Below are 15,621 nucleotides of genomic sequence, written 5' to 3'. Positions count from 1 at the left end.
CATGAGCGAGTACGAGTCCGACCCGCGCCGGCCGGCACCGACCGACGCCGAGCCGTCGAATCCCGAGCTGTCCCGCGCCGAGTACGCGCGGACCGACTCCCCCTCCCTCCCGGCGTCCGGCGGCGGCGCCGACCGGACCGCCGAGGCGCCGACCGTCCCGGTCCGGGCGGTCGACGCGCCGGGCACCGGTGGGCAGGAGAACGAGCCCACGATGACCGGCCTGCCCACCGCCGGATCGGCTCCGCCGGCCTCCGGTCGACCCACCTGGTCGCCGTCGAGCGGGCAACCGCACCAGCCCGGCCAGCCGGTCTCCGCCCAACCCGGCTACGGCGCCGGATACGCCGCGCAGTCCGGTTACGGCGGCCAGTCCGGATACGGCGGGCAGTCCGCATACGGCAGCCAGTCCGGCCAGTCGGGCTACGGCGGCCAGCCCGGCCAGTCCGGGTACGGCAGTCAGCCCGGCTACGGCCAGTCCGGTGCCGGATACTCCGGCGCGTCGTGGTACCCGAACCAGTCGAGCTGGAGCGGCGGCACCCAGAGCGGCACCTCCGGGCATCCGGGCTACCCCGGTCAGCCGGGAACGTCCGGCGGTTACCCGGGGCAGCCCGCGCCGTGGGGACCGACTCCGCCGCAGGCGTCCAAGCCGGGCCGGGTCGCCAAGTTCATCGGTGCCGGTGTGGCGGTGTTCGCGTTGATGCTCGGCAGCGGGGTGGCCGGCGGGACGCTCGCGCTGGCACTCAACGGTGACGGAGGCGTGACCCGTACCTTCTCCGCCGCGCCGGTGATCGACGGCGCCGACCTGCCGCGTATCGCCGCGTCCGTGCAGGACAGCGTGGTCTCGATCAGTACCGGCAGCGGCGAGGGCTCCGGCGTGGTGCTCAGCGCCGACGGCTTCGTCCTGACCAACAACCACGTCATCGCCAACGGCGGCGACAACGTCCGGGTGATCTTCGCCAACGGCACCACCGCGCGGGCCGAGATCGTCGGCACCGACCCGAAGACCGACCTGGCGGTGCTAAAGGCGGGCGGGGTCAACGACCTCCAGGCCGCCAAGTTCGGCGACAGCGACGCCATGCAGGTCGGCGACACGGTGCTCGCGCTGGGCAGCCCGCTCGGCCTCCAGGGCTCGGTGACGGCCGGCATCCTCAGCGCCCGGGACCGCACCATCCAGGCGGGCAGCGGCCAGCCCGGCCAGTCGGCCAGCTCGATCTCCGGGCTGTTGCAGACCGACGCGCCGATCAACCCCGGTAACTCCGGCGGTGCGCTGGTCAACACTCGGGGCGAGGTGATCGGCATCAACACCGCCATCGCCACCGCCGGGCAGGGCAGTTCCGGCAACATCGGCGTGGGCTTCGCGATCCCCAGCAACAAGGCCAAGGACGTCACGGACAAGCTGCGACGCGGCGAGAAGATCAGTCACCCGTCGCTCGGGGTGAGCGTGAACGCCGCGCCCGGCGGCGGTGCGATGGTCGGGTCCCTGCTTCCGGGCGGTGCCGCCGAGCGGGCCGGTCTGCAACAGGGCGACGTGATCATCCGCTTCGGCGACAAGCCGATCAACGACTCCACCGACCTGGTCGGGGCCGTGCAGGCCGGCAAGGTCGGTGACCAGGTCGAGGTGGCCTACGTACGAAACGGCACCGAGGCGACGGTGACTGTCACGCTCGCCGAGGCGTCCTGACGCAAGGACCTGCTTCCTCCCTCCGGGGCGGCGGGTGGCGCGGCCAAGGGGGTTGGCCGCGCCACCCGCCGCCCCTCTTTTCCCGCTCGGGACGGTTCACCCGCATCGGGTGACCCGCACTCACCCGGTGCGCGGGCAACCTCGGCGATGCGAGAGCAGGTCAGGCGGACGGGGGGAGCCATGACCACGGCAGCGACGGCCCGGACCGACGACCGGGTCCAACGGGACGTACTCGACGAACTCGACTGGGACCCACGGGTCCGCGGGACCGACCTCGGGGTGACCGTGCACGACGGGGTGGTGACGCTGACCGGTGCGGTGGACAGCGCGGCCCACAGGTGGGCGGCGGTCGGCGCGGCCCGACGGGTACGCGGCGTACGTGCCGTCGCCGACGAGATCGAGGTGCACCCCGCCGGGCCGGACGGGATCACCGACGGCGAACTGGCGATCGCGGCCGCCCGGGCGTTGGAGTGGAACAGCTTCGTGCCGGCCGAACGGCTGGACGTCACCGTCGCCGCCGGTTGGCTGATGCTGCGCGGCGAGGTGGAGTTCGGGTGGCAACGGCGTACCGCCGAGCGGGAGCTGCGCCGGCTGCGGGGCGTACGCGGGCTGACCAACCTGGTCGAGGTGCGGCCCGCCGCCCCGCCCGACGCCGACCGGGTACGCCGCGACGTGCAACGTGCCCTGCTGCGCGGTATCGGCACGGAACGCGTGACCGTGCAGGTCAGCGGCGACACGGTGACCCTGACCGGGGTGGTGCGGTCCTGGTGGGAACGCGACCAGGCGGAACGGATGGCCTGGTCGACCGAGGGCGTGTCGGTGGTACGCGACGAACTGCTCGTGGGCGGCTGAGCCGCGATGTGGTGTCCCGTTTGCCGGCGGCGGCACCGGGAAACCGCTTCGATCCCCGCCCGCCGTACCGGGGACAGGGGCCAGCGGAGACGGACGGGGAGGGCTCGTGGCCGACAAGGTTCCCTGGGAACGCCGACTACGGATCGCGATGGTGGTGCCACCCTGGCTGTCCGTGCCTCCGCCCGGGTACGGCGGGTTGGAGCAGGTGGTGGCGGGCCTGGTGGACGCTCTGGTCGACCGGGGACATGCGGTGACCCTGATGGGCGCGGGCGCGGAGAGCGGCACCGCGGGCGACTTCCTCGCGACCCTCGACGAGTTGCAGTACGACCGGCTCGGCGAGTCGCTGCCCGAACTGGCCCACCTGGCCCGGGTGAACCATCTGGTCAGCGCGGCCGATTTCGACGTCGTGCACGACCACACCACGATCGGTCCGCTGGTCGCCGGTCGCCGCGCGGTGCCCACCGTGGCGACCGTGCACGGCAACCCGGTGGGCGAGTACGGCACCGTGCTCAGCGACACCGACCAGGGCGTCGGCCTGGTCGCCATCTCGCACGCCCAGCGGCGGCTGAACCCGCGACTGCCCTGGGTCGGCACGGTGCACAACGCGATGGAGGTCGGCGGGTTCCCGCGTAAGAGCGCACCCGGTGACGGGCCGGTGCTGTGGCTCGCCCGGTTCAGCCCGGACAAGGGGCCGGACCTGGCCATCCGCGCCTGCCGGGAGGCCGGCCTGCCGCTGGTGCTGGCCGGTAAGTGCAGCGAGCCGGCCGAGCAGCGCTACTTCGACGAGGTGGTCCGGCCGCTGCTCGGCCCGGACGTCACGGTGGTGCGCGACGCCGATCGGGAGGCCGCGTTGCGGCTGCTGGTCGAGGCGTCCTGCCTGATCATGCCGATCCAGTGGGAGGAGCCCTTCGGCATCGTGATGCTGGAGGCGATGGCCACCGGTACGCCGGTGGTGGCGTTGCGCCGGGGCGCGGTGCCGGAGCTGGTCCGGCCCGGGGTGACCGGGTTGATCTGCGAGCGTCCGGAGGAGTTGCCGGCGGCGCTGCGCGAGGCACCTCGGCTGGACCCGGCGGACTGCGTGGCGCACGTGGCCGGGACCTTCTCGGTGGAGCGGATGGCAGCCGGCTACGAGGAGGTGTACCGCCGGTTCCTGGCGGCGGCCACGCCGCGTACCGCGATCCGCGAACCGGCTCGGGTCACCCCGGCCTAAACCCGCACGGCCTGGACCCGCACGCTCTAGACCTGCGCGGCACCGAGCGCGGTGATCGCCGCGTCGAGTTGCCGTGCGTACGCCGGGCTCAGTCCCTCCTCGCGGAGCCGGGTGGCCACCTTCTCGCGGAGCCGGGCCACCTCGGGCCCCAGTTCGCCGTTGCCCTCGGCCACGGCCCGGGTGAGGTTGCGTAGCTCGTTGCGCAGGTCGAGGGCGACGTCGTCGCGGATGCCGCCGTCGGCGAGACCGGCGCCGATCACCCGGTCGAGCCGGTTCGCGGCCTCGACCAGGGTGTCCGGCCGGCTCGGTCGGGTGGGCGCGGCGCTGGTCGGGGGCGGTGCGGCCGAGGTGATCGGCGGTGCCACGGGTGGTTGCTCGCTGGGGGTGTCGTCGGGCCCGGTCGGCCCGGCCGACGCGCTCGGCTGTGGGGTGGGCAGCGCGGCGGGCGGCTCGTCGCCCTCCGGCAGCAGCGCCGGGACCAGCAGCGCCGCTCCGAGCACCAGGATCGCTGCCGGCACCAGGACCGCCGGTCGCAGCAGCCGTCGTCGAGGGGCGGTCGGGGCGTCGTCGCCGGGGGATCGCGTTCCCGGCCGGGGTCCGCTCGGTGCGTGTTCGCCGGCCGCCGTGGCCGTCGTCGGGGCCCCGGCCGCTCCGCCGGTGCCGGGAACGACCGGCCCGGCGATGGTGTGGTGGGCCGGACCGACGGCGGCGGTGGCCCGGGCCTGGGTCAGCGCGGGAAGCGTGACGGTGGGGGCGAGCATGGTGGTGGCCTGTGGGTCGGCCGGGAGCATCTGGTCGCGCAGCACGGTGGCCACCTGGCGGGCGGTGGGCCGGTCGGCCGGTTCGCGGGACAGACAGCGCAGGCAGACCTGGGCCACCATCGGGGGTAGCCCCGGCACACCGTCCAGGGTGGGCGGTGCCCCGTCGGCCAGCGCGAGGCTGAGCTCGTCCCAGGTGTCCGCCGGGTACGGCACCCGACCGGTCAGCATCTCGTGGAGCAGCACTCCGAGCGAGTAGACGTCGGTGGCGGGTTGGGTCGGCGCGCCGTCCAGCCGTTCCGGGGCCACGTAGGCCGGGGTACCGAAGGTGGCGCCGTCCTCGTCGTCGTCGGGGGCGCCGATGCGGGTGGCGATGCCGAAGTCCAGCACCTTGGCGCCGACGTGCGTCATCATCACGTTGGCGGTGGTGACGTCCCGGTGCACGATGCCGAGCCGGTGCGCGGCGGCGAGCGCGTCGGCGACCTGCGCGCCGATCTCCACCGCCTCGGGCCACGGCAGCGGCCCCTCGGTGAGCCGGAACTCCAGTTCCTCGCCGGTGAGCAGCTCCATCACCACGAACGACGTGATGGAGCCGTCCGGCGACACGGTCTCGCCGTAGTCGTGCACCGACGTCACGTGCGGGTGCACCAGCGCGGCGGCGGCCCGGGCCTCCTCGCGCACCATGTCGCGGAACCGGGCGTCGGCCGCCAGCGACGGGGCGAGCACCTTGAGCGCGACCATCCGGTCGAGCACCTCGTCGTGGGCCCGCCAGATCACCGACATGCCACCGGCACCGATCTGGTCGATCAGCCGGTAACGGGTGGCCAGCAACCGGCCGGGCTGCAGTGCTGGCTTCACGGATCGCACCTGCCCTCATAGGTGGGAGCGGTATCAGGTTGCGCGAATGTTGCCGCCCTGTCAACGGTCCACCGGGCTGCCCGTACCGGATCCGACACGGTGCGTACGCAGGGGTGCCGGCTGTGCCGGGGTGAACGGGGTACGGCACGGACGTGCCAGGATGAACGGCATGGCTCGGGGACCGGTGGCGTTCGTGCTCGGGGGCGGTGGCGTCCTCGGCGCGGTCGAGGTGGGCATGCTGCGTGCCCTGTTCCGCGCCGGGATCCGCCCGGACATGGTCCTCGGCACCTCCATCGGGGCGGTCAACGGCGCGCTCGTGGCCGCCGACCCGACCGAGGCGGTGACCGACCGACTGGTACGCCTCTGGGCGTCCCCCGAGGCCAGCGAGGTGTACGGCGACTCGGTGGCCCGGCAACTGCGGCGCTTCGCGGCGCGTACCCACCTGCACTCGCCCCGGCCACTGCGCAAGCTGCTGGAGAGCGAGCTGGGTGCGGAGACCACCTTCGCCGACCTCCAGATCCCGTTCCGCTGCTGCGCCGCCAACATCGAGCGGGCCGCCGAGCACTGGTTCGTCAGCGGGGCGGTGGTGCCCGCCGTCCTCGCCTCCGCGTCGGTGCCGGGGCTGCTGCCGCCGGCCCGGATCGGCGACCAGCACTACGTCGACGGGGGCATCGTCAACTCGATCCCGATCGGCGAGGCGGTGGTGGCCGGCGCGGGCCGCATCTTCGTCCTCCAGGTGGGACGGATCGAACGGGCGCTGGCACCGCCCCGGCGGCCCTGGGAGATCGCCCAGGTGGCCTTCGAGATCGCCCGTCGGCACCGGTTCGCCCGGGAGATGGCCGCCCTGCCCGACGGGGTGGAGGTGCACGTGCTGCCGACCGGTGGACTGGAACCGCGCGACGACACCCCGTGGGCGTACCGGGACATGGCGGCGGTGGGGCGGCGGATCAGCCGCGCCTACTCGGCCTCCCGGCACTACCTGGCGAATCTGGAGCGTTGATGCCGCTACCGCACCGGTGGGTCCGCCGCCTGCTGCTGGCGCCGGGCGTGGTGTTGCTGGTGTTCCTGCTGGTGACCACCGTGCCGGTGTGGGCCCTGCTGGCTCTGGCCGTGTCCCCCTTCGTGCCGGGGCGGCTGCGTCCGCTGCGGGTGCTCTGGATCGGCTTCTGCTACCTCGTCTGGGACGCGGCGGCGCTGCTCTGCCTCTTCGGGCTCTGGGTGGCCTCCGGTTTCGGCTGGCGGGTCGGCTCACCGGCCTTCCAGCGCGCCCACTACGTGCTGGCGGGCTGGTTCCTGCGGGTGCTGTTCTGGCAGGCGAACTGGACGCTGCGACTGACCATCGACGTGGTCGGCACCGACCCGGACACCGCGCTGCCCGGCCGCCCCGAGCTGGTGGTCTGCCGGCACGCCGGTCCGGGTGACTCGTTCATCCTGATCCACGCGCTGGTGAACTGGTTCCAGCGGGAGCCGCGCATCGTGCTCAAGGACACCCTTCAGTGGGACCCGGCGATCGACGTGCTGCTCAACCGGCTGCCGAGCCGGTTCATCGCGCCCGGGCGCGAGGGCCGGGGCTCGCTCACCGAGCAGATCGGACACCTCGCCGTCGACCTGGACGACGACGACGCCTTCGTGATCTTCCCCGAGGGCGGCAACTTCACCCCGAAGCGGCGACTGCGCGCCATCGCCCGGCTGCGGGACCGTGGCCACGAGCGGATGGCGGCCAAGGCCGAGGCGATGCGGCACGTGCTCGCCCCGCAGCCCGGCGGACTGCTGGCGGCGCTGGACGCGGCCCCGGACGCCGGAGTGATCTTCGTGGCGCACACCGGGCTGGACCGGATGCTCACCGTCGCCGACGTGTGGCGCGAGCTGCCGATGGACAAGCGGCTGGTGATGCGGTTCTGGTCGGTGCCGCCGGAGGAGATCCCGGCCGGCCGGCAGGAACGCATCGACTGGCTGTACGACTGGTGGAGTCGGATAGACGAGTGGATCGCGGCCAATCGCGACGACGCCGCGTAGGGTTCCGGGATGGACCAGATCAGCGTGGTGACGACGGTGGTGGACGCGCGGTCGGTCGCCGATCTGCTGGCCGCCGCCGCAGTGGCCGGTCGACTGGCGGCCTGTGCCCAGGTGGGCGGCCAGGTGGAGAGCACCTACTGGTGGCGTTCCGGGGTGGAGACGAGCACCGAGTGGTCGGTGCAGTTCAAGACCGCGCCGGACCGGGTCGACGCGCTGGTGGAGCAGATCCGCACCAGCCATCCGTACGAGGTGCCGGAGATCCTGGTCAGCCGGGTGGACTGCGGCGACCCGGCGTACGCGACCTGGGTGTTCGAGCACACCCGAGCCTGAGTACGCGCACTCTGGTGCCGGTGGGGGTCGCCCGTAAAGGATGACCTCGTGGACAACGGCTACCCCTGCCCGGCCTGCGGCGCACCGGCGACTCTCAGCTCCGGCTGCACCGGTTGCGGTCGCCCGCCGCACGCCGCCGCCGCCGAGGTGATCCGGCTCGACCGGGAGATCGTCGTGCTCGGCGGCGAGGTGCAACGGGCCCGTCAGGCGTTCGAGGGGTTGACCGGTCGGCTGTCGGCGGTCCGTCGTCGTCGGGCCGAGCTGGCCGCCGCCGTACGCGCCGAGTTCCCGGCGGGTCCGGTGGCGGGTCGGCCGAGCGTACCGGTCGCTGCGGCGGCCCCGACCGCGTCGGCTCCGTGGATCGCACCCCGGGCTCCGATCCCCGGCGGCCCGATTCCTGGTGGCGCGGTCCCCGGCGGCCCGATCCCGCCGGGACAGGTGCCCGGTGGACAGGTGCCCGGTGGACAGGTGCCCGGGGCCGGGTGGACGCCGGTTCCGGCGCTGCCGGCCGCGAACGCCACCGGGCCGGGCGGGGCGGAGACCTCCACCAAGACGGTGCAGAACCTGCTCTTCATCCTCGGTGGCCTGCTGCTCGGCACCGCGGCGACGGTGTTCACCGCCGTCGCCTGGGCGTCGGTCGGGGTACCCGGCCGGGCGTTGATCCTGCTGGCGATCACCGCGCTGATGCTCACCGTGCCGTTCGTCGCCCGCTGGCGTCGGCTGTACAGCACCGCCGAGACGTTCGCCGCCGTCGGCCTGCTGCTGGTGGTGCTCGACGGGTACGCCGCCTGGACGGTGGACCTGTTCGGTGTCTCCGGCTGGCCGAGCAGCCGGTACGCGGGACTGGTCGCGCTGGTCGCGACCGGGGTGGCCGCCGGGTACGCCCTGGCCAGCCGGCTGACCGTGCCGTGGTTCGCGGCGCTGCTCACCGCGCAGCCGGTGGTGCCGCTGCTGGCCGCCGAGGCCCGGCCGGGACCGGCCGGGTGGGCGGTGGCCTGCGTCGGGGTGGCACTGATTGACCTGGCCGTGATCGTCGCACTGCGGCGTCGGAGGGTCGTCGCGGGCGAGGGGGCCACGACGACTCCGGGGCTGCGGTTCGCCGGTGAGATGGCGGCCTGGATCGGGTACGCCGTGGCGCTGCTGCTCGCCGCCGGGTGTGCCCTGGCGTCGCTGCTGGTCGGCGAGGCGGGCGGCAGCACGGTGCTGGCCGGCGGGCCGATGCTGCTGGTGGCGCTCACCCTGCTCGGGGCGGCGCTGCTGGTCGGCGGGCCGACCGCGCGGGCGCTGGCCGGCGCGTTCCTGGTGCCGGCACTGGCCGCCGCGCTGCTCCGGCCCACCGCCGAGGTGCAACCGCCGGTGTGGCTGCTGGCGGCGGGTCTGGTCGCGGTGGCGCTGGTCGGTGCGGTGCGGCTGCTGCCGGTGTCCTGGCGGCCCGGTCCCCGGGCGGGCACGATGCTGGTGGTCGCCGGGGTGGGGTTGCTGGTCACGCTGACGACCCTGGTGCTGGCCGCGATCGCGGTGGGCAGGTCGGTGCCGGCGTGGCGGGGGGCTGCGTCCGGACCGACCTTCGACCTGGGCTGGCAGGTCGCCGTGGCGGTCGCGCTGGTCGCGGTCGCGGTGGGGTGGCTGGTGCCTCGGGCGGTCCGTCCGGCGGTCGCGGCGGTCGGCGTCGGCCTGGCCGCGCTGGCCGTACCACTCGCCTGGGCCGCGCCGTGGCCGGCGCTGGTCCTGCTCGACCTGCCGGTGGGGGCTGCGCTGGTGCTCGCCGCAGTGGTCCGTCCGGCGATGCGGGGTGCGGTGTCGGCCGCCGCCGCTCTGACCGGTGTCGCGTTGCTCGGGCACGGTCTGCTGGTGGGGCTCGCCGCACCGGCCGGAGCGGGCGCGGCCTGCGCGGTGATCCTGGTCGTCGGCGTCGGTGCGGCCGTCCTGGGCCGGCGCGGCGGTGCGGTGCAGCGCGTCGTCGGCGGCGTCGGTGCCTCCCTGGCGGTGCTGGTGGTGCCGGCCGGCGCGGCGATCGCGCTGATCGGTGCCGGCGCGTCGCCGTGGTGGCAGGCGCGGGCGGCCCTGGCCGCCCTCGTGCTGCCGGTGGTCGTGCTACTCCTGGTCCGTCGACTCTGGCCGGACCTGCACCCGTACGCCTCGGCCGGTCTCGCCGTGGCGGCCGTGCTGACCGGCCTCGCGCCGCTGACGGTCCCGGCCGACGAGCGGCTGACGGTGTACGCGGCGGTCGCGGCGCTGCTGCTCGCGGTCTCCGTGGTCCGGTCCCGCCCGCCGGTTCCGGCGGTGGTGGCCGGGGTGGGACTGGCCGTGGTGGCGGTGCTGGCGGCGCTCCCGGTGACGGTGGCCGCGCTGGTCACCCCGTACGGTCCGCCGCCCGTCCCGTGGTCCGGCGTGCCGTCGACGGTGACCGCCCCGGGCGCGTTGCCGGTCGGTGTGGCGCTGACCGTGCTGGCCCTGGCGGCGGCGCTGGCCACCTGGCCGGCGGACCGTGCCGGTCGGAGTCGGCTGGTGGCGGTGCTGCTGCCGTTCGTGGCCGCCGCCGGGCAGGTGCTGCTGGTGGCCGCCGCCGCGCCCTGGCCGCTGGTGCCGGCGACGGCGCTGCTGGGCGGCGTGGCCCTGTTGCTGGTCACCGCGCTGCGCGGCCGGTCCGGCGCGTTCCTCGGTGCCGGTCTGCCCGTCGGTCTGGTGCTGACCGGCGCCGGTCTGCTCAACCTCCAGGCCGTCCGGGCCGGCACGTTGGCCGGTCTCGGCCTGCTGGTGGTGGCGGCGACGGTGGTCGGGATGGCCGCCCGGGCGGTCGCGGTGCGCCTGGTCGGCTGGCTGGTCGCGGTCGCGGCGGCGACCAGCCTCGCGATCACCGCCCCGCTGGCCGCCGGGCTGCCGCTGCGGGTGGCGGGGTTCGCGGTGCTCGGTGTCGCGGTGCTGGTCCTCGCGCTGGCCGCCGCCCTGTCGGCGGTCCGATCGGTGCTGGACGTCACCGCGCAGGCAGTGGCGCTGGTCGCGGTGCTGCTCACCGTCGGCGCCGGCCGGCACGCCGCGACGATCTGCGTGCTCTGGGGCATTGCAGTCGGTGTGCGGCTGCTGCGCCGGGGCGAGTCGACCGGACGACGGTGGGTCTTCGCCGCGGTGGCCGGTGGCAGCGAACTGTTCGCCGTCTGGCTGCTGTTGCGCTCCGGCGAGGTGACGGTGGTGGAGGCGTACACGGTGCCGGCGGCGGTGCTGGCGCTCGTGTTCGGTGCGGTGGCGATGCGTACCCGGCCGGGGTTGCGGAGCTGGCTCGCCCTCGGCCCGGGCCTGGTCGCCCTGCTGCTGCCCAGCCTGGCCGCACTGCTGGTCAACGCCGACGACCAGCCGTGGCGCCGTCTGCTGCTCGGTGTCGCCGCGCTGGTCGTCACGCTGGTCGGGGCGGTCCGTCGCTGGCAGGCGCCGGTGGTGCTCGGTGGGTTGACGCTCGCCCGGCTCGCCCTGCACGAGCTGGGACGGAGCTGGGACCTGCTGCCCCGGTGGGTCTTCCTGGCCGTCGCCGGGTTGGCGCTGATCGGCCTCGCCGCCACCTACGAACGCCGCCGCCGTGACCTGGGTCGCCTCCGCGACGCCATGGGCCGGATGGGGTGACCGATGGCGCAGCCGCTGGTCGCGCCGCCGTCCGACGGCCCGGGTAGGGTCCTTGCCATGGCTGACGTGCTCACCGCCGAGGCGGTGCGAAACGAGCTGGGTGGGCTGGCGGACTGGTCGGGAGACCCCGCCGGGATCACCCGCACGGTGGAGCTGGCCAGCTTCCCGGCCGCCGTCACGGTCGTCGACCGGGTCGCCGTGGTGGCGGAGGAGCTGGATCATCACCCGGACATCGACATCCGGTGGCGGACGCTGACGTTCCGCTGTGTCACCCATTCGGCCGGCGGCGTCACCCTGCGCGACGTCGAGCTGGCCCGGCGGATCGACGAGATCGTGGGGGCGGCCCGATGAGGTTCGAGATCAGCAAGGTCCTGGACGCGATCGAGGGACGGGTCTGCACCGACCCGCAACTCGTCCGCGCGGTGATCGACCTCGCCGAGGTCATCCGCTACCAGGACCTGGACGGCGGCCGACCGGCCAGCACGCTGCGCCTCGGCATGGTCATCGACGCGCTGGCCCGCAGCCTGGAGGAGGACACCGTCCCGGTCTACGCGGTGGTGCACCGGGGGGTGCTCTCCGACGCCGACCTGACCTCCAACGAGCGGATGGTGGTCCGCCGCTGGGCCGACGACGGCCTGGTCGAGGTGTTGGACAATCCGGGCGACCGGATGCTGGAGGTGGCCGACCTGCTCGGCCTGCCGGTGCTCAGCCGGGTCCGGTTCGACGGCCTGCGCGGGCGGTACCCCTGGCTGGTCGATCAGCCGGGCCGGGCGCTCGCCCCGGTGCCCGGTGCCGGTGGGCCGGTCTTCATCGCCCACGTCGGTGGCGGCCACACCCCGCTCACCGGGCCGCCGTCACCGGCCGGTGTCCAGTTGCTCGCCCGGCAGTGGCGCTGCTCCGAGTCGGGCTGCACCCTCTTCGGCGGTGCCGGCGGCGGGGGTGCCTTCGCCGACCTGGCCCGGATCGACCGCGCGCCGACCGGGCAGCCGCCACCGTCGCTGCGCGGAGGCGTACCCACCTGTCCCCGGCACGGCACGCGGCTGCGCGACGACGGCCCTCGGCCACGCAGCGAGGTCCTCGCGGTACGCGTCGGCGGCCTGATCCGGCGTCGCTTCGTGCTCACCGAGGAGCAGCCGGTCGCGATCGGCCGCGCTCCGGAGGGCGCCAACGCGATCATGCTGGGCCAGTGGCTCAACGACGAGGCCCGCCGCTGGATCAGCCGCAGCCACCTGCGATTGGAGCTGCGCGGCGGCGACGTGGTGGCGACCGACGTGAGCACCAACGGCTCCGGCATCCGGCCGGGCGGCTCGATGGCCGAGTCGGACCGCCTGCCGCTGGCGCCGCAGCAGTCCCGCGTCCTCGGGAACGGGGACATGGTCGAGCTGTACCCGGGAGTGCAGATCGGTCGGCCGAGCGAGTTGCCGTCGGGTGCGCCGTACAACCCCGACTCGGTGATGTCCGAGGCGCCGACCATGGCGATGCGCCTGCCCCGCTGACGCAGACGACGGCGGGCGTCGGGACCGTGGTCCCGACGCCCGCCCTCTGCTCCCGACCCGCCACCGCGCGAGCGGGCCGTCGGTTGCTGGTGCGCGTGCCGAGGAGGCGGTCGGCGTCCGCGCGCGGGTGGTCAGCCGGCCAGTACGGCCGCCAACTGGGCCACCGCGTGGTCGATCTCCTCTTCGGTGATCACCAGCGGCGGGGCGAGGCGGATGGTCGAGCCGTGGGTGTCCTTGGCCAGCACGCCGCGCTCCATCAGCCGCTCGCACGCCTGTCGGCCGCTCATCAGCGCCGGATCGATGTCCAGCCCGACCCACAGCCCCCGGCCGCGTACCGCGACCAGGCCCTTGCCGATCAGTGCCCGCAGCCCGGCGTGCAGCCGCTCGCCCAGCTCGGCCGAGCGCCGCTGGAACTCCCCGGTGGCGAGCAGCCGGACCACCTCGGTGGCCACCGCGCAGGCCAGCGGATTGCCGCCGAACGTGGAGCCGTGCTGGCCGGGCTTGAGCACCCCGAGCACGGCCGCGTCGGCGGCCACCGCGGAGACCGGCACGATGCCGCCGCCGAGCGCCTTGCCCAGCAGGTACATGTCCGGCACCACGCCCTCCTGCTCGCAGGCGAAGGTGGCCCCGGTGCGGCCGAGGCCGGACTGGATCTCGTCGGCGATGAACAGCATGCTGCGCTCGTCGCAGAGCCGCCGGACGCCGGCCAGGTAGCCCTCCGGTGGCACCACCACACCCTGCTCGCCCTGGATCGGCTCCAGCAGCACCGCCACGGTGTGCTCGTCGACCGCCTCGGCCAGCGCGGCCAGGTCGCCGTAGGGGACGATCCGGAAGCCCGGCGTGTACGGCCCGAAGTCGGCCCGCGCGTCCTCGTCGGTGGAGAAGCTGACGATGGTGGTGGTCCGGCCGTGGAAGTTGCCGTCCGCGACCACGATGGTGGCCTGCCCGTCCGGTACGCCCTTGACCTGGTAGCCCCACTTGCGGGCGACCTTGATGCCGGTCTCCACCGCCTCGGCGCCGGTGTTCATCGGCAGCACGAGTTCCTTGCCGCACAGCGCCGCGAGTTCCCGGCAGAAGTCGGCGAACTGGTCGTGCACGAAAGCCCGGCTGGTCAGCGTCAACCGGTCGAGCTGGGCGTGCGCGGCGGCGATCAGCGTCGGGTGCCGGTGGCCGAAGTTCAGCGCCGAGTAGCCGGCGAGACAGTCGAGATACCGCCGACCGTCCACGTCGGTGACCCAGGCACCCTCGGCAGAGGAGATCACCACCGGCAGCGGGTGGTAGTTGTGCGCGGTGTGACGCTCGGCGTCCCGCACCGCGGCCGGAGTCCGCAGCATGTCCTCGATCACTGGCTTGCCTTTCCGAGTCGCAACGTGCAGCACTTCGGGCCACCGCCGGCCTTACGCAGCTCGGACAGATCGACACCGATGGTCTGGTAGCCCCGGTCCCGCAACGTCGCGGCCAGGCCGGTGGCCTGCTCCGGCAGCACCACGTGCCGACCGTCGCTGACCGCGTTCAGGCCGAGCACCTCGGCGTCGGCCATGCTGGCGTGCACCGCGTCCGGGAACAGCCGGCGTAGCACCGCCTGGCTGCCGGGGGAGAACGCCTCCGGCAGGTACGCCACGGTCCGCTCGTCGAGCACGGTGAGCGCGGTGTCCAGGTGATAGAAGCGCGGGTCGACGAGCTGCATGGTGACCACCGGGTAGCCGAACACCTCCTGCAACTGCGCGTGCGAGGCGTGCGCGGTCCGGAAGCCGGTGCCGGCGAGCAGTACGTCCCCGGCGAGCAGTACGTCACCCTCGCCCTCGTTGACGTGCTTCGGGTCGTACACGTCGAACCCGGCGGCCTCGAACCAGGACCGGTACGCGGGCGCCTCGTCGGCGCGCTGCGGGTCGCGGAACTGCACGGCCATCGCCCGGTCACCGATCACGGTGCCGCCGTTGGCAGCGAAGACCATGTCGGGCAGGCCCGGCAGCGGGTCGATCTCCTCGACGACGTGACCCAGGTCGCGGTACACCTGCCGCAGCCGCTCCCACTGCCGCACCGCGCGGTCGGTGTCGACCGGGGCGGTCGGGTCCATCCACGGGTTGATCGCATAGTCGACGGCGAAGTACGTCGGCCGGCACATCAGGAAGCGCTGGCTGGTGGCGTCCATCGTCATTGTCCTGCTCCCAGGCTCGGGCGCGCCCTGGCCACCGTCGGCCCACGGGCTGGCGCCGTTGCTCAACGTTATGCGCCCGCCAGCCGCATAATCCACCGCCAAGCCTTGCGCAGTGCGGCTGATCGTTGCGTCTCAGGTCTTGCTAGTGGTGGATCGTTGCGTCCACATGTCGACGGCCTTGTGCGAGAGTCCTTCGCCTCGCTCACCGTGAGTGGTCGTCTCGCCGCGCGGCCGGTGACTTCCGTAGCGGTGGCGTCGGTTTGCGGCAGCCGCCCCCGGACGCTGCCCGGCTCCCTGGGCACTATCGGTGCTCGCGGTGTCCGGGGTGCTGTCGGTGTCCTGGATGCTTGCGGTGTCGGGCATCGTCGGCGTTGTCGCCGCTGTCGGCCCCCGGCGCTGTCAAGTCGGGGCTCTGCCGTTCGGGCGCGTCGGCGTTCGGGCGTCGGCGTTCGGGCGTCGGCGGTCGAGGCGTCGGCGGTCGGGGCGTCGGCGGTCGGGGTGCTGGCGGTCGGGGTGCTGGCGGCTTGGGCGCGGTTGGTCGGGTGGAATCGGCCGGAGTGGCATCCGTCCGAGCGACCGGCGACCCAGCAAACCTCACAACGCCTACCGTCCCGTCAGCTCAGCTCAGCTCAGCTCAGCTCAGCTCAGCT

The 15,621-nt window shown here is 74.1% G+C and carries 12 protein-coding genes; 9 read left to right on the top strand and 3 right to left on the bottom strand.

Annotated features, from left to right (window positions below; all coding sequences use genetic code 11):
* Position 1: 1 nt before the first annotated feature.
* From ABT008_RS00870 to ABT008_RS00860, 3 genes are all read left to right on the top strand, one after another.
* Complete coding sequence (locus ABT008_RS00870; protein ID WP_350692531.1) at positions 2-1,678, top strand: trypsin-like peptidase domain-containing protein; 1,677 nt, start codon at positions 2-4, stop codon at positions 1,676-1,678.
* A 180-nt stretch (positions 1,679-1,858) separates the two neighbouring features.
* Positions 1,859-2,530, top strand: coding sequence for a BON domain-containing protein (locus ABT008_RS00865; protein WP_350692530.1), 672 nt, complete (start codon positions 1,859-1,861; stop codon positions 2,528-2,530).
* A gap of 148 nt (positions 2,531-2,678) precedes the next feature.
* Positions 2,679-3,740: a glycosyltransferase family 4 protein gene (locus tag ABT008_RS00860; protein WP_350693148.1), complete on the top strand. Its 1,062-nt coding sequence runs from the start codon at positions 2,679-2,681 to the stop codon at positions 3,738-3,740.
* Positions 3,741-3,766: 26 nt separating this feature from the next.
* Here the strand turns inward: ABT008_RS00860 and ABT008_RS00855 are convergent, their stop codons facing one another.
* Positions 3,767-5,356 (bottom strand): serine/threonine-protein kinase, encoded by a 1,590-nt coding sequence (locus ABT008_RS00855; protein WP_350692528.1) that lies wholly within the window; start codon positions 5,354-5,356, stop codon positions 3,767-3,769.
* A 169-nt stretch (positions 5,357-5,525) separates the two neighbouring features.
* On the opposite strand from ABT008_RS00855, the gene ABT008_RS00850 reads away from it, so the two are divergent.
* The 6 genes from ABT008_RS00850 to ABT008_RS00825 are packed head-to-tail and all read left to right on the top strand — an operon-like array spanning position 5,526 to position 12,813.
* Complete coding sequence (locus ABT008_RS00850; RefSeq protein ID WP_350692527.1) at positions 5,526-6,356, top strand: patatin-like phospholipase family protein; 831 nt, start codon at positions 5,526-5,528, stop codon at positions 6,354-6,356.
* Complete coding sequence (locus ABT008_RS00845) at positions 6,356-7,372, top strand: 1-acyl-sn-glycerol-3-phosphate acyltransferase (RefSeq protein ID WP_350692525.1); 1,017 nt, start codon at positions 6,356-6,358, stop codon at positions 7,370-7,372. Before ABT008_RS00850 ends, ABT008_RS00845 begins: the two co-directional genes overlap by 1 nt.
* A 9-nt stretch (positions 7,373-7,381) precedes the next feature.
* Positions 7,382-7,702: a divalent-cation tolerance protein CutA gene (gene cutA, locus ABT008_RS00840; RefSeq protein ID WP_350692524.1), complete on the top strand. Its 321-nt coding sequence runs from the start codon at positions 7,382-7,384 to the stop codon at positions 7,700-7,702.
* Between the two features lie 48 nt (positions 7,703-7,750).
* Positions 7,751-11,317 (top strand): SCO7613 C-terminal domain-containing membrane protein, encoded by a 3,567-nt coding sequence (locus ABT008_RS00835; RefSeq protein WP_350692522.1) that lies wholly within the window; start codon positions 7,751-7,753, stop codon positions 11,315-11,317.
* 57 nt (positions 11,318-11,374) lie between these two features.
* Positions 11,375-11,668 carry a 4a-hydroxytetrahydrobiopterin dehydratase gene (locus ABT008_RS00830; RefSeq protein WP_176095131.1) on the top strand — a complete coding sequence of 98 codons (294 nt, stop codon included), beginning with the start codon at positions 11,375-11,377 and terminating at the stop codon, positions 11,666-11,668.
* Positions 11,665-12,813: an FHA domain-containing protein gene (locus tag ABT008_RS00825; RefSeq protein WP_350692520.1), complete on the top strand. Its 1,149-nt coding sequence runs from the start codon at positions 11,665-11,667 to the stop codon at positions 12,811-12,813. Before ABT008_RS00830 ends, ABT008_RS00825 begins: the two co-directional genes overlap by 4 nt.
* Before the next feature lie 131 nt (positions 12,814-12,944).
* On the opposite strand, the gene rocD is transcribed toward ABT008_RS00825, so the two are convergent.
* Positions 12,945-14,159 carry an ornithine--oxo-acid transaminase gene (gene rocD, locus ABT008_RS00820; protein ID WP_350692518.1) on the bottom strand — a complete coding sequence of 405 codons (1,215 nt, stop codon included), beginning with the start codon at positions 14,157-14,159 and terminating at the stop codon, positions 12,945-12,947.
* On the bottom strand, positions 14,156-14,965 hold the full coding sequence (ddaH, locus tag ABT008_RS00815) for a dimethylargininase (protein ID WP_350693146.1): 810 nt from the start codon (positions 14,963-14,965) through the stop codon (positions 14,156-14,158). Before ddaH ends, rocD begins: the two co-directional genes overlap by 4 nt.
* Between the last annotated feature and the right edge of the window lie 656 nt (positions 14,966-15,621).

Source organism: Micromonospora sp. NPDC002389 (genome assembly GCF_040296095.1).
GTDB lineage: Bacteria > Actinomycetota > Actinomycetes > Mycobacteriales > Micromonosporaceae > Micromonospora.
This window is presented reverse-complemented; position numbering and strand designations above follow the sequence as displayed.

Bases quoted from the DNA above. Each gene is read 5' to 3' on its own strand.
- ABT008_RS00850 (WP_350692527.1), top strand. From the start codon at position 5,526: ATGGCTCGGGGACCGGTGGCGTTCGTGCTCGGGGGCGGTGGCGTCCTC.
- ABT008_RS00860 (WP_350693148.1), top strand. From the start codon at position 2,679: ATGGTGGTGCCACCCTGGCTGTCCGTGCCTCCGCCCGGGTACGGCGGG.
- ddaH (WP_350693146.1), bottom strand. From the start codon at position 14,965: ATGGACGCCACCAGCCAGCGCTTCCTGATGTGCCGGCCGACGTACTTC.
- ABT008_RS00865 (WP_350692530.1), top strand. From the start codon at position 1,859: ATGACCACGGCAGCGACGGCCCGGACCGACGACCGGGTCCAACGGGAC.
- cutA (WP_350692524.1), top strand. From the start codon at position 7,382: ATGGACCAGATCAGCGTGGTGACGACGGTGGTGGACGCGCGGTCGGTC.
- ABT008_RS00870 (WP_350692531.1), top strand. From the start codon at position 2: ATGAGCGAGTACGAGTCCGACCCGCGCCGGCCGGCACCGACCGACGCC.
- ABT008_RS00825 (WP_350692520.1), top strand. From the start codon at position 11,665: ATGAGGTTCGAGATCAGCAAGGTCCTGGACGCGATCGAGGGACGGGTC.
- ABT008_RS00845 (WP_350692525.1), top strand. From the start codon at position 6,356: ATGCCGCTACCGCACCGGTGGGTCCGCCGCCTGCTGCTGGCGCCGGGC.
- ABT008_RS00830 (WP_176095131.1), top strand. From the start codon at position 11,375: ATGGCTGACGTGCTCACCGCCGAGGCGGTGCGAAACGAGCTGGGTGGG.